Below are 13,559 nucleotides of genomic sequence, written 5' to 3' on the forward strand. Positions count from 1 at the left end.
GAGAATCGAAATGAAGGATACTTATAGAGAGCGGATCAAGGAAGAACAAAAAAAGTTAAGCCCCAGTCAGGTCTTTTTTTCAGAAGGTTACCGGAAACTTTTTCGGGACCTTGCAAATGAAGTGGCAGGGGAAAAGCTGGAGCAGCTGCTTTTGTACCAGAGTACAGAAGACGGACTGGCAGGCTGGAATGATGGGAAACGAATCGGCATCAACATTGGCAATCTCATCACAGGCAGCTTTTTAGAACTGGAACAAAAAAGTGACAGCCTGATCGGGATATTAGGACATGAATGCGGCCATGCCAGATTTACGGATTCTGCACTTCGGAAAGTCTATGTGCAGAATATGCTGGCAGGTGTCTGGTATCCGGATGCACCAGAGCCGGAAAACGAGGACGAAGAAAAAGCCCTGAATGAGATGGATACCTGTCTGGCCGGGAAAAATCCAGTGGTGGTTCCCCTTCTGACAGAATGTGCGTCTTATATCAGCAACCTTTTAAATGATGTGTACATAGAGGAAAAGATGTGCAGCCTGTTTCCTGGAAGTATCAAAAAAGGAATTCTGATCAACCGGAGACGAAACGTGGAATGGATTCCCCCGTTAAAAGAACTGCTAGAGGGAAATTCAGATCCGGTTTCTGTTTTTTTAAAGGTACTTGTACAGTATGCCCTCCGGGGATATGCCAATTCCTGGAATATGGAAAGCTGTGAGATGCTGGATACCTTAAATGAAGTGAAGCAGTTTGTGGATCTGTCGGTGACAGCGGACAGTGATCTGATCCGTTACCAGGCCACCAACCAGATTCTGCTTAAGATGTGGAAGTATTTTCGGAATCTTTTGGAAGAACTGAAGCAGGAATGCAAGGAACCAGAAGAAAACGAGGAAGAGCCACCGCAGGAGGAAGAACCGTCGGAAGCAGAAATGTCTCAGGAAGAACCGTCGGAAAAAGAACCGGCAGAAGTGGACGAGCCACCGGAGGAACCGTCGCAGAAAGAACCACCGCAGGAAGAACCGGCAGAAGAAAAATCAGCAGGGGAAGAAAATTCTACAGAGGAAGATAGAAAAGAGGCATCCCAGGGAAATGGAAAATCCATGGGAGAAGAGGAAGAAGAATCCTCCACAGAAGAAACGGAATCCAAAGGGGAAGAAGAACCTGTAAAAAAAAGTGATACTTCTGGAGATAACAACCGGGAAGCTTCTAAGCAGACCGGGGAGGAGTCTCCAAATTCTTCAGAGAAGGAAAATAAATCAGAAACGGTATCTGAGAAAGCTTCTTCAGAAGAGAAATCTAAGGAAGCTGTAGGCGGTAAAGAAGGTCCAAAAGATTTTTCTTCGGATTCCTCCGATGAGGATCTTCCGACAGATGTATCCGGAAATGGAAAGGACGAGGCGAAAACCGGGAAACAAACAGAAGAACTGACGGAAGAACAACTAAAAAAGCTGGAGGCAGCTATGGGGGAGTATCTAAAAGAACTGACCGAAGATCTTCCCAAATTTATTCAGGAATCGGAAGTGGATGAGACTGCCTTACCGGAACTTGAAAATGCCACGGTGGTCCAGGTTTCGAAAGAGGATAAGGAAGAACGGGAAGGCGCAGATGAAAAATCTGACCTGATACTGCAAAAAATCCTTTTGGATTTAGTATCAGAAACCGTGGATCAGGATATGGGAGTAGAAGCCCAAAACCGTCTGCAGGAGGAACTGGATGGGATGGAATTTGAAGCAGCCCATAACATGGTAAAAAAAGAGGTTCTGTATAAGAACACCTTCACAGAAACAGAAAAAAGCTGGCTGTCTGCATATGAAGCTTCGGCAAGAAAGGTAGAAAAAAGGCTTCGGACCAGGCTTCTTCCAATCCTGGAAAACCAGAAGGAACGGACGGAACGTCGGATGTATCTTGGAAAAAAGCTGGATATGCGTGCCATTGCAGATCCAGGCGGTGCCGTATATAAGCGGACATTTCCAGGAAAGAAAACAGATGCGGTGGTCTGCGTGTTGGTAGATAATTCTGGCTCCATGATAGGTCATCGTATAGAAGCAGCCAAGGTAGCAGCCCTCACCTTATACGATTTTTGCAGGAAAGCCGGAATCCCCATTCTGGTTTACGGGCACCATACGGATGGTTACGATCATCGTGATCCAAGTGAGGAAACCGTTTATTTTCACAGTTATGCAGAGTTCGAGGAAGACAGAAACGACCGTTTGCGGATCATCACTATGGAAAACGATGGCAGTAACCGGGACGGGGCAGCCCTTCTATTTATGGCAAATAAGCTTTTAAAACGTCCGGAAAAACAAAAACTGTTGTTCCTTATCAGTGACGGACTGCCAAATGCAACCCGTTATTTTGGAAGCTATGCCACAGCAGACTTAAAAAAGATTAAGGAAAAACTTGGAAAGAAAGGAATTTTGTTTCAGGCAGCAGCGATTGGCTGGGATAAAGAAGCTATCCGGAAGATTTATGGAAATGCCTATCTTGATATATCAAGCTTAGAGCAGCTTCCCATCCGACTGACAAAGCAGCTGGCAAAATTACTTCGAAGAGTAAACTAAAAGGAGGAGCATGATGCAGCATAAAAAAAGAAAAAAGATTTATTCCGAACAGTTGTTACAGATCCATGAGGATTCAAAAAAGATACATCCGGGAAAGGAAATCTACGCAACCGGGTATGTGATCGAGCTGAAAAAAGATTGTTATTTTGCAGGCTTTCAGGATGGAAAAATTCTGTGCCGCTCATTTGAGTATGCCCGTTATTTTTCTAACACCCACAGTGCGGAACAGTTTGTAAAAGAATATCTTGGATATGCAGGATTAAGATGCAATCTTTGCAAGGTGGCCTGGGGGCTTGCCGTTCACGGATTAGAGCCCGGATGGAAGGAAAACCTGAAGCCCTATAAAAACCAGGGGCAGATCCTTCAGTTCTCGTCTTATCACGATGGCGTAAAATATCAAAAAGAAAACCATCTGGAACAGACAACCTATGTTCTGCCTCTTGTGGACAGGGAAAAAGAACTTTATATTGCAGCGTAACTTTTTGGGGGACAAGTCGTCCCCCTTAATTAATAGGAAGAAATAATTTTAAATGGAGGCAATAACATGACCGTAAGGAAAGCTGGAAAAGGAATCGTAAGAAGCGGAGGCGGAACTTACCAGATTGGATATACCGACCTGTATGGAATGGAACAGGAAACGGAACTTAGTGCATTCGGGATGAAGGATCTGGAAGAATTGTGGAGTTCCTTGTGCCCGGAATTTGAATGCCGAAAAAACAGTATCCGCTATATAGAAAGAGCGTGAAAAGAATAAGGTAGGACTTTGTACCTGCAGAAATGGAGTGAAAAATATGGGAATGTATCATAAAAATCACCTGGTGGGACCTGGATTTAAAAGAATGGCAAAACGCCAGACTTCAAAAGGCATGAGAAGGGCAGCGAAAAAAAGCTGTCAGGAACTTTTTGAGGACAGTATTACACTGACCAGAAAAAGCCATAACCTGCATGGAATTGATGCATTTAAGTTTAGTTGAAAAAGGAGAGGCAAAGAATGGAATGGAACATCTATAAAGACTGGCTGGATCCCGTCTTGTACCGGCAGATGGTATCCATGATCTATCAGCTGTCCTCAAATGCGGACAAAGAAGCATTTTTAAAACAGGAGAGAGAAAACAGCCTGTTTTATGGAATCTGTGAGCACAGCATGGAGGAAGAATATAATCTTCACTATCCCGGAGAAGTATTAGAGCGTATGAAAGAGCGGAGAACCATGACAAAACCGGTTTACCGGGCTCTTGGGCTTGCGCTTGCAGGGACATCCTGCATTCAGGAGACCTGTATGTTTAATGGTACCCAAAAAAGCGGCTTCTGGAAACAGTTTGGCAAGGTACTTGGAGAAAAGGATTTGTGTTACCTTGCAGTCCGGTGTCTGCTTGCAACAAAAGATCGCAAGCTCTGGGTGGATGCCCTGCACCAGTATCCATATGAAAAAGTGGAGGAAATGATCTTTATCCTTTCCGTTTTTCCAGAGTCGGATACGTTATGGCAGAAATTAAAGGGAAAGATCGCGGCCTGCTTTGGAAGGGAACGCAGGCTGTCTGTTTACGAAGACTGGCATTTTTATGCCTGGATTGCCATGAAATATGAGAAACGGCTGAAAAATGACCGGACCAAAGAAACTGCGGTGTTAAAACAGGTGGTAAAACTTTCCCAGACAAATGCGGCGAATGCAAACGGGGCGTTGGAGGAACAGCTTATAAAAAATGGATATAAAAAGGAAGAGGTCATTTTTTTAAATGGCATATTGACAGGGGCACGAAGATACCTGGATCCGAACTCATTGACTGCGGAGAAGATTGCAGTAAAGGTATTGAAAACCTTTCTGCCAGGAGAAAAGATGTATCCGGATGTGGTGTATGAGTTATGTGAAACTTTTTTAAGAAAATACGACTGTTTTCCAGTGCGTCTTGGTGGACAGGAAAAAATCCAAAATTGCCTGTATGGAATGAAGGTGGAAAATGTCCGGACTTTCTTAACGCTGTTTCCTTTTCGAAAAAATGGGATGAAAGAGTGGCATTATATTAATTTAAACCAGGAAAAATGGCACTGCATGGCCACGCAGCTTAAGGAGGAAGAGTTTGAAAAGTGCGTAAATGACACCCTGCGAAATGGGACATTTGAAAAACCAGAGCTGGAATCCTATCTTGCAGCCTATCAAAAGCTGACCGGACGGGAGTATGTGGAAATCTTCTGGAAGAAAATAGATTACGATCTTCGTCATGTCTTTCATCTGTTAAGCGAAAATGAGATCCTGGATGCCGTCGGTCTTATGAAACAATTTTTAAAGGAATACCGGGAAATGAGAAACAAAGAACCGGATCCGGATGCTTTTGAACCGATCCCTTTTATCGGAGAGGCTGATACCGGGGAGGATCAGACCGGGGAGGCAGAAAAAGTATTTGGGGAGAAATGGGATAGCATGTTGTATTACCTGAAAGCAGATATGGAAGATATAAATACCATGACCAGTTTTTCCATGTTAAAGCTCGTCATTACCCAAATTGGAATAGAGGGAATCCCGGGAATTCTGGAACCATGGAGCATGATCCAGAGAACCTTTTCATTGTATCCGTATGGAATTAGTCGTGGAGAATGCGAGATCTGCCGCCCGCTGTTGGAAAGAGGTGTACATCAGGAATTATTTATGTGGATCGAGGAACATCTGTTTTTAACAGATGTTGGAAACTACATCAGCTTTTTGAGGAGCATCCTGTTAAAAGACAGTACAGGACTTTGGATGGAACCAAAGGAAGCTATGCAGATGGCAAAAGAAATCCTTCCCTATCTGGAGGACAGTAGTGGGAAAGAAACGCTGCGAAGAAAATACATGTCAGAGGAAGAACTGCGAAGCCTTGAAATGGAAAAAGAGTGGAAACAGATACAGGAAACAAGGATGCGAAAGCTGGAAGAGGAAAAGAAGATCAAAAAGGAATTTAATCTTCTGCTTCGGAAAAATAAGGGGACAAATCAGCTTTTCGAACAGATCTATGACTTTTATTACTATGGAAGATATGCGGAAGATTCCTTACGTGCCAGGATCATTCTTTCCTATATGCGGGATTATCTGGACAGAAGAGGAAAAATTGTAACCAGCAAAGAGGAAATAAAATATCTGCTGTTGCTGTTTCAGAACCTGTATAAAAATGAAAAGATAGAGTTAGAGGGCATCAGGCAGATGGTAGATTTGATGGAGGTTGCATAATGATTGAAGTGATAAAAAGACATTTAGCGGAACGAAATATGCTAAAAACGGCGGGCCTGTCTCTTTGTTACCTGGCAAAAAAGGGAGAAGAAAAATGTGTACGGGCAGCAGAAGCCATCATTCAAAATGAAGTTATGGATGTGATCCCGTTCTTGGGGGAACAGGTATGTTTGTACATGATGGAAGATCCGGAAACGATTACCTATCTTGGAATCCTGAAAAAAGAGGGATGTGAGCTGAATGCATACCGGTTCCAGCGGATCCTATTGGATGCGGGGACAGATAAAGTTTCGGATTTTTCTTATGAACAGGTAAAAGCCGTGTATTTTGATCCGCTGGTAACCGATGGAACCGCTTATTCTTATATGAAATATTATGGAGAGCAGAATGTAAGCAAAGAAGAAAAAGAACAGCTGGTAAAAAGCATTGCCATGTGTATGGATGTGCTGGACTTTGAGAAGGCAGGGGAAAAAGACCGTATGCTGCTTGTGAATCCGGTATTTTCCTCAGAGCTGCTGCTTAACCTATTGGAAAATGTAAACAACCTTAAAATTCTTCAAGATCAAGATCTGATGGAGCTTGTCAATACGCTTGCCGGGTATGAAGCCGAGATCCGATCTCTAAATCAGAAACAATTCGATCAGATGAAGGAAAGACCTGTTGAGATACTGGAAAAGTTAAGGATTGTGACCAGGTACATTGAAAAAGAGAATCTGACAGATGGATTAAACTTATGGCTGTGGAATGAAGCTCTGTATGAGGATTTGTGTAAGCTGGAACGGGCATTTACAGATGGCGCGGATCCAGCCGAAGTATTTTCCAGTAAAGTGTCCTATGTGAATACCCTGTACCAGAATCCGTTATCAAAAATTTCTCTATCCAGTCTAAGTGAAGAAAAATCCGAGATTCTATTATATGCTATCACACAGAAAAAGAAGGCATTCTTAAATCTCATCAATGAGGAAGCGGAACTTTTTTATGATCTTCCAAATGCTTCCATGCTGTTAAAGAAAGAGGTGTACCAGGAGTATATAAACTTAAATACCCTCAATCGGAAGAATTTAAAAGATAGTGCGGATCTGATTTTATCGCGTGACAGATTTGAACTTTTGGCAAAACGGGAGCATACATTTGAAGAGTTAAAGCTTCTTTGTACTGCAAAAGAGGCAGTAATCGAGCTGTATGAACATCTGACCTGCAAAAGTGATGAAAGACTTCTGGTTCTTCGGGAACTGATAAAACGGGAGTGTGTGCCGCATTCCTTTTGGGAAGGTCAGATAGAACCACTTGCAGCTGCATTATCCAAAAAGCCGTTATCCAGATGGATCCGGGAGGACTTTTGGAACATTCCGGATTTAAGCTATGGAACGGCACTGTGGCTTTTGGTGTACCGCGAGCAGCTAAAAGGCATGGAAAAGGAGATCACCATGGAACAACAGGCTCTCTATCTGTTAAAAGATCTGGCACTGGTAAAAGAGTGTGATTCGTTAAGTGAATTAAAAGAAAAGCTGATCTTAGGGGATGTTTCCTGGAGGCTGCTAAAAGAAAAACTGTCGTTTTCAGAAGAATTTGTACAAAATAATGCTGCTCGGATTGGCAACTTTCTATTTGTAGGTGGGGCTGAGATCATGGAAACTTTTCTGGAACGGCAGCCCTCCAAAATCGAAGAAATCCGGAGACTGGTTACAGCAGAGCTTCTTGGAAAATTTGACGAACTGAAATATCCATCTGGGGATCTCATGCGTGAGATTGATTTTGAGGTATCCGAAGAAGCGGAAAAAGAATGGAAAATAGATCGGACTTTTACCAGCAAAAACTTGGTATTAAAAGAGGAAACCGGTCTTCTTCCAGTTATGCAGATCGGAGAGGTCCCAAGCTATTCCTGCCTCTCCTACCGCTCAGGGTTAAACAGCGATTGCCTGTTATCCTGCTTTGATTCGAATAAAAAGTTTTTCTTTATCCGAAAAAATGGACAGGTGGTATTTCGGGCCATGATACGATTGACAAAGGGCTCCTATGTGGGTGACAGAATGCGAAAAAAGATCCAGTTTGCAGATCTGTCAGGAGCTGGGAAACCAAAAGAAGAGGAAGGGGAGGAATCGGTATTGTTCTTGGAGCGCTATTACGAGAAGAATCTGACAAATGAGGAAATGGACCAGGCCGTATACCTTGTATTTGTGGCTGCAAAAGAAAAAGCCAAAAAGCTGGGAGCCAGGTTGGTTCTTAGCTGTTACTACCAGGATGATGTGAAAACAAAGGAATATATAAAGAGTAACTACTATTTATATATTTCCAAATCCAAAAACGGCAGCCAATACCTGGATAGCCTATACGGGGAAGCGTCAGTATCGGATTCCGGAGACTATAGCAGCAATATCTTTTTGCTGGAAAATAAAGAACAGGAGGTGGCTGCGTGAGCATTCAGGAACTAAGAAAAGAACAGGCAAGAAATTTAAGGTACAAGAAGCCCATTGCAAAAGGTCTGAACTGGCAGGATATTTGGGATGACCTGTATGAAATGTACGAAGGGTGTACCCTTGTGATCTGGTTCATGGATGATGATAAGGAAACTCTTTTAGAGTCTTTAAATGATGATGAATCCGAAGCTGAGGAATATAAAATCGCATTTTCTACCTTAGAAGCAGACTGTGATCAGCTGATGGCAGCGCTTCAGGAAGAGTGGATTCCGGAGTGCTTTAATTTGTTTTTTGTGGCTGCACAAGCTGGGGAGTATCTTGGCTATGATATTTTCGAGCGGGATTATTTTGGAATCGACGGGGAAGAGACCTGGGCGGAGGATGTGGCAAAAGAAAAGCTCATGCGTCTTACTAAAGAGGAACTGATCGCATCAGTACGCCAGTGCTTTAATGTTTACCGTTCCTACGTCGGGCTTCGGTACCGGTATGACAATCTGACTGCAGCCATGAGCTTCATAAAAGGTGAGCATACAGACTATCTGGGAATCGTAAAGCGAATTGAAGATTTATATGAAGGAGCTTGTAAGGAAAAGGGGGCTTATGCGAAGGATACCAAAGCCTGGCGTGATTTTGACCGCTTTGCAAAAAAAGTTCCAAATGAAGTGTGGATCATATAAAAGAAAAAGGAGAATTGTATGGCTAGTGCATTATATAATTTATGTAGAAAGGACGGAACGGTGATGGTTTATTCCATCACCGGACCGGAAGTGGCAGCAGCAATCGGCTGTAAGCTGCAGGATGTTTATAATTCTGCGTGTTATGGACAATTGATCCAGCATACCTATTATGCGGAAGTGATTGACCGTCCGCTTAGCAGGCGAAAGGATATTACCCTCTTAACGGAATATGATCGTGTCCGCAAGGAATTTCTAAAGAGACACAAAAACAGAAGAAAATTGTTTGTTGAATAGGAGAAAGTAAGGGGCTGGAAACAGTCCCTTACAAAAATACTGAGAATTGTGACGTGAAGTGTGTTGTTGGGAATGGCAATTCTTTTGGAAAATCGATCGGGTATTTTATGCATTGGTTTTGACAAAAAATATATTTTACAGTACTGTGATAGAAAAAGGAGTATTGGAAATGAAGCTACAGGATAGATTGGAACATTATTTAGAATATTGTATTTACAGAAAAGAACTGGACTCAAAAACGGTAAAAGCGTACCGGATCGACTTGAATCAGTTCTTTTCTTTTGTATGCTGTGATGTGCCAGAAAGAGAAACGATTGAGCGGTATATTACGGAGCTACATAAAAAATATAAGCAGAAAACGGTGAAAAGAAAAATTGCATCGGTAAAAGCCTTTTATAGTTACCTGGAAGAAGAGGAACTGTTAGAACAGAATCCGTTTCGAAAAATAAAAGTTAAATTTAAAGAAACAATAGTTCTGCCTCGGATTATCCCAAGAGATGAGATAGAGCAGCTCTTAAATTATATGTATACTTACCTGAATGGTCTTTCTGGCATTGGATATAAATATGGTTTGCGTGATGTAGCGGTTGTGGAGCTGTTTTTTGCCACTGGAGCCAGAGTATATGAAATATCAAATATTCGAAATGAGAGTATGGATTTGAATTCTGGGCGTATACGAATTATGGGAAAGGGAGGAAAAGAACGGTATATCCAAATCAGCAATAAAACAGTTTTAGAAATTCTGCGGAAATACTATGTAGAAAATGAGAGGGAAATAAAGAAGTGTGGATATTTTTTTGTGAATAATAGAGGAAACAGATACACAGAACAATCTATTCGTTTTATGTTAAAGAAATACACGAAGAATGCTGGGATTGAAACAAAAATTACACCCCACATGTTCCGACATTCCTTTGCTACATATTTGATTGAGGAAGGCGTAGACGTGAGCTGTGTGCAGCAGATTTTGGGGCATTCCTCAATAAAAACAACTCAGATCTATATTCACGTAGCAGCCAAAAAGCAAGCGGATATTTTGCGAGAACGACATCCGAGAAATAATATGAAAATTATGGATGCTGCGTGATATTAATATTTAGAATATTGGAGCAGTAGGCCAGCTGAAAGCAGGTGGCCTTTTTCATGTGCATAAATGTGAAATGCTGGAAATCATGTAATAGCATTTTTCAAAAAATAATTATATAGTATTAAAATATGGAAAATTTGTATGAAATTTGATATAATCTTTATAGATAATTCTTAATTATCTGCTATAATTATACGAGAGAGGACTCATATGAAAAAAATGAATTCATCAACAAAACAATTGATTCTGTTGATATTTAATTCGGTTTTGACTATTGCAACTTTTGTAATAACTTATTATATCGATCCATTAAAATACACTTCGCAATCATCATTAGCAGCTGTGCCAGCATTTTTACTTTCTATAATTGTGTTGATTATTGGGCAAAATATAACTACTCACAATGAAGTGCAAAAAGTATCTGAGGATTCTGAACTTATTTGTGAAACCGTAAAAAACTATTTACATGTAACAAAAATGGGAACCCCAAAATACGCTTGGGAATATATTATTAATAGATTGCCTGTTTTAGATTATGTACAAAATACTTCTTTTAATTTCGAAGATGAAGAGATTCAAACGAATGAACGCTTATATGATGGTACTTCTTATCAACAATCATTTGCTAAAATTGCCAAAAATGTAAATCAAGGTCTAACTTGGAAAGATATTGGAGATAAATCCGCACTTGAACGATTCAAAAAAATAGACAGTCAAGTATCTGAAAAGCATAAAGGCAATTACCAATATAAACTGATTGCACAATCAGAACCCCAAATCGGTTTTGTTATTCTGACATATAAAGATGGTACTAAAGAAGTTTTATTTAACTGGGATTTTAGAGATATACCACAAGACCCAGTTGTATTGCTATCTAGAGATACTGAAATACTTAATATGTTTGCTGCGCAATACAAAGGTCTGTGGCGTGTTGCGGTCGAAGATTATGACAGTAGAGCAACTAAATCAACTTCATAAAAATAGCGATTTTTCATAAGCGCGTCAGCTTCCATCCATTTTTTTAGATTATTTGCAGATACTTCAGATAAATGCTGAATGGTCCAGATGAGCGTGCCTTGATAATAGGGAATAAAGTTTTCATCAAACGGACTCACTCGTTCAAATAATTCGAAACTATATTCAAAATTATTATAGTTGGATTTATGCAAAGCTGAAAATGTCCTGTCCATATCATAATGGTGAAATTTTTGACTATTTTCAGTTGCTATTCTTAAATCCAACTCCATCTTTTGTCTTATAGCTGTATCCATTGGACCAAAACGAATTGAAGCACCATCGTACTGCCGTACTGCAAGAACTCCATGTGGAGATCTATTCCATAACGCCTTTATAAAGGAATCCAGATCGTCAATATATGGAAAAATATTAAAGGCTAAAGTTATATCACTGGGAGGTATTTTGTCAACTTCCTTTTCCAAATCTAAATGAAGAAATTTAACTTTTCTGTCCCATAATTTGCTTCGTTCAGTTGCTAATTTTAGAGATTCTTTATCACTATCTATGCCGATAAATTCACAATCGGACGGGAGTATATCATTCAAAAGCTCAAGCCATAAACCAGTTGCACAGCCTAAGTCAACAATATTTTTCGGATTCAATTTTGCTAATTTCTTAGCAAAAGCAGTTCTTTCAGGTAGTTTTGCACGATGGTGATTTTCTAACCATTTTGCATCTGCCAATGGTCTACCTGTCGAATTTTCTTGTGAAATCATTTCACTGCCTCCTAATGTCTTATTTATTAAGATAATTAAGAATTATCCTGTATTCAGTTCCAAAATATAAAGTATTATGAATTTTGAGGAGAAGTAGACGAAAAAAAGATCAAAAAAGTCAGAAGGTGAATTATAAAAAAACAGCACAAATTTTCATTTCTCCATATAAACTACATAATATTGTCAGGGAAATCCTGGAGCAGCATAATGCCTAGTATGAAATGACGAATACAAAGGAGGGCGTTTTGTTCCAGTTTAAAATAGAAAACGGAACCTGCACTTTATAAAAAGCAGAATTTGATAAATTGTTTTATATCATCAGAAAAATACGGAAATTATAGGATAACCGGTTTGATAAAATGGTGGATAAGCCCCCGATCGTATGGATCTATGGAATGTGCTGTCGGGGCTTTTATAGTTGCGGATGTATATAAGACATCAAGATATAGATTATATACTATTTTATCAGAGATTCAAAAGGTTACTTATAATTACAGGATCTAAGAAGATTACGAAAAAAGTGAATCAATAGGTTAATTAAACACGAAAGAGATTTTCATTTATATGTAAATAATTACTGAAAAAATAATTTAGAAGAGTTATAAATATAATAAATTTTCAAAAAATCTTTTAGAATGATTGACAAATTTATAGATAAATGTTATGATTTCATTAACAAAAGAATAATAATGTGGTCGGCTCCTAAAGAGCCTGTTTAAGACAATCCAGTGGAATTCTGGAACTAAACCTTTGTGTTTACCTGTGTATAGCATTTCATATCAGAAGTGTTTAAGTCAGACCATACTACACGTTGGCGGAGACTCCTATATTTATGAAAGGAGACTTCGCTTTTGTTATCTAAATGTGATTTTTCATAGCCGGGATTTCATCAATAGGAGAATCTGGTTTGGAGAATAAATAAACAGGGAGGAGGCGGCCATAGGCCGGAGAAAAAGAAACTTTATTAATGGTAACAAAAATATCAAAAAACAATTTATCGTATTTAAGAGAGGAGAACAAAAAAGTATGATGAACAAAATGTTTAAAAAAGTTTCCGCAGTAGCACTCGCAGCAGCAATGACACTTGGTTCAAGTGTAGCAGCACAGGCAGCAACCGTAAAAATCTATTTTAGAGAGTGGCATCAGAATAGCACCAGCAATTCTTATCTTGGAACTCCAGATACTTCAACATTTGGAAGAGAACCTGTGTTTACAGTAAATAATGTAAAGAAAGGTACAACTTATAAAGCTGTGTTAGATGAAGCCGTTAAAAATTCAGATGATGATTATGTATTAACATGGACTGGTACTGATGGAGACTATTTAAAAACTATTACCATTGGAAATAAACCGTGGGATAATACCGGTAAAAACACTGAACCAGATTATGATGGTGACACAATGATTGGCGCTATCTGGGTAGGCAGTGCTTGGATGTGGTATGAAGGTGATAATATTGATCTTGCAGACACACATTCATACCCAGAGACTACTCTTGGAAAAACTTATGTTCCAGTTGTATCAAATGGAGATGAAAACGAAGTATATTCTTTGTTTTAAGCTATGATGAAACTAAGTTTGGATGGGGAACAAAA

Annotated in this window: 12 protein-coding genes; 11 read left to right on the forward strand and 1 reads right to left on the reverse strand. The window is 39.9% G+C overall.

Going from position 1 to position 13,559, the window contains the following annotated elements:
* Positions 1–10: 10 nt before the first annotated feature.
* From DW904_RS11410 to DW904_RS11455, 10 genes are all read left to right on the forward strand, one after another.
* Complete coding sequence (locus tag DW904_RS11410; RefSeq protein ID WP_202187710.1) at positions 11–2,554, forward strand: hypothetical protein; 2,544 nt, start codon at positions 11–13, stop codon at positions 2,552–2,554.
* A gap of 13 nt (positions 2,555–2,567) precedes the next feature.
* A complete protein-coding gene (locus tag DW904_RS11415) occupies positions 2,568–3,032 on the forward strand; it encodes a hypothetical protein (RefSeq protein ID WP_118580618.1) in 465 nt (154 codons plus the stop codon).
* A gap of 66 nt (positions 3,033–3,098) precedes the next feature.
* Entirely contained in the window at positions 3,099–3,299 is a 201-nt protein-coding gene (locus DW904_RS11420; protein WP_118580621.1) for a hypothetical protein, read from the forward strand.
* Positions 3,300–3,345: 46 nt separating this feature from the next.
* Positions 3,346–3,528 carry a hypothetical protein gene (locus DW904_RS11425; protein WP_118580624.1) on the forward strand — a complete coding sequence of 61 codons (183 nt, stop codon included), beginning with the start codon at positions 3,346–3,348 and terminating at the stop codon, positions 3,526–3,528.
* A 17-nt stretch (positions 3,529–3,545) separates the two neighbouring features.
* On the forward strand, positions 3,546–5,756 hold the full coding sequence (locus tag DW904_RS11430) for a hypothetical protein (RefSeq protein ID WP_118580627.1): 2,211 nt from the start codon (positions 3,546–3,548) through the stop codon (positions 5,754–5,756).
* Positions 5,756–8,173, forward strand: coding sequence for a hypothetical protein (locus DW904_RS11435; protein WP_118580630.1), 2,418 nt, complete (start codon positions 5,756–5,758; stop codon positions 8,171–8,173). Before DW904_RS11430 ends, DW904_RS11435 begins: the two co-directional genes overlap by 1 nt.
* Complete coding sequence (locus DW904_RS11440; RefSeq protein WP_118580633.1) at positions 8,170–8,850, forward strand: hypothetical protein; 681 nt, start codon at positions 8,170–8,172, stop codon at positions 8,848–8,850. The genes DW904_RS11435 and DW904_RS11440 overlap by 4 nt, the downstream gene beginning before the upstream one ends.
* Positions 8,851–8,868: 18 nt before the next feature.
* Positions 8,869–9,144: a hypothetical protein gene (locus tag DW904_RS11445; protein ID WP_118580636.1), complete on the forward strand. Its 276-nt coding sequence runs from the start codon at positions 8,869–8,871 to the stop codon at positions 9,142–9,144.
* A 169-nt stretch (positions 9,145–9,313) separates the two neighbouring features.
* Entirely contained in the window at positions 9,314–10,231 is a 918-nt protein-coding gene (locus DW904_RS11450) for a tyrosine-type recombinase/integrase (protein WP_118580639.1), read from the forward strand.
* 210 nt (positions 10,232–10,441) lie between these two features.
* Positions 10,442–11,209, forward strand: coding sequence for a hypothetical protein (locus DW904_RS11455; RefSeq protein WP_118580642.1), 768 nt, complete (start codon positions 10,442–10,444; stop codon positions 11,207–11,209).
* Here the strand turns inward: DW904_RS11455 and DW904_RS11460 are convergent.
* Complete coding sequence (locus tag DW904_RS11460) at positions 11,176–11,964, reverse strand: class I SAM-dependent methyltransferase (protein ID WP_118580645.1); 789 nt, start codon at positions 11,962–11,964, stop codon at positions 11,176–11,178. The two genes, DW904_RS11455 and DW904_RS11460, sit on opposite strands and share 34 nt — an antisense overlap.
* Before the next feature lie 1,026 nt (positions 11,965–12,990).
* On the opposite strand from DW904_RS11460, the gene DW904_RS11465 reads away from it, so the two are divergent.
* Positions 12,991–13,524: a hypothetical protein gene (locus DW904_RS11465; protein ID WP_118580648.1), complete on the forward strand. Its 534-nt coding sequence runs from the start codon at positions 12,991–12,993 to the stop codon at positions 13,522–13,524.
* The last annotated feature ends 35 nt before the right edge of the window (positions 13,525–13,559 follow it).

The organism is Ruminococcus sp. AM42-11 (assembly GCF_003480145.1).
Classification (GTDB): domain Bacteria; phylum Bacillota; class Clostridia; order Lachnospirales; family Lachnospiraceae; genus Blautia_A; species Blautia_A faecis.

Coding starts and splice junctions, on each gene's coding strand:
- DW904_RS11455 (WP_118580642.1), top strand. CDS start 10,442: ATGAAAAAAATGAATTCATCAACAAAACAATTGATTCTGTTGATATTT.
- DW904_RS11445 (WP_118580636.1), top strand. CDS start 8,869: ATGGCTAGTGCATTATATAATTTATGTAGAAAGGACGGAACGGTGATG.
- DW904_RS11435 (WP_118580630.1), top strand. CDS start 5,756: ATGATTGAAGTGATAAAAAGACATTTAGCGGAACGAAATATGCTAAAA.
- DW904_RS11465 (WP_118580648.1), top strand. CDS start 12,991: ATGATGAACAAAATGTTTAAAAAAGTTTCCGCAGTAGCACTCGCAGCA.
- DW904_RS11430 (WP_118580627.1), top strand. CDS start 3,546: ATGGAATGGAACATCTATAAAGACTGGCTGGATCCCGTCTTGTACCGG.
- DW904_RS11450 (WP_118580639.1), top strand. CDS start 9,314: ATGAAGCTACAGGATAGATTGGAACATTATTTAGAATATTGTATTTAC.
- DW904_RS11415 (WP_118580618.1), top strand. CDS start 2,568: ATGCAGCATAAAAAAAGAAAAAAGATTTATTCCGAACAGTTGTTACAG.
- DW904_RS11410 (WP_202187710.1), top strand. CDS start 11: ATGAAGGATACTTATAGAGAGCGGATCAAGGAAGAACAAAAAAAGTTA.
- DW904_RS11460 (WP_118580645.1), bottom strand. CDS start 11,964: ATGATTTCACAAGAAAATTCGACAGGTAGACCATTGGCAGATGCAAAA.
- DW904_RS11425 (WP_118580624.1), top strand. CDS start 3,346: ATGGGAATGTATCATAAAAATCACCTGGTGGGACCTGGATTTAAAAGA.
- DW904_RS11420 (WP_118580621.1), top strand. CDS start 3,099: ATGACCGTAAGGAAAGCTGGAAAAGGAATCGTAAGAAGCGGAGGCGGA.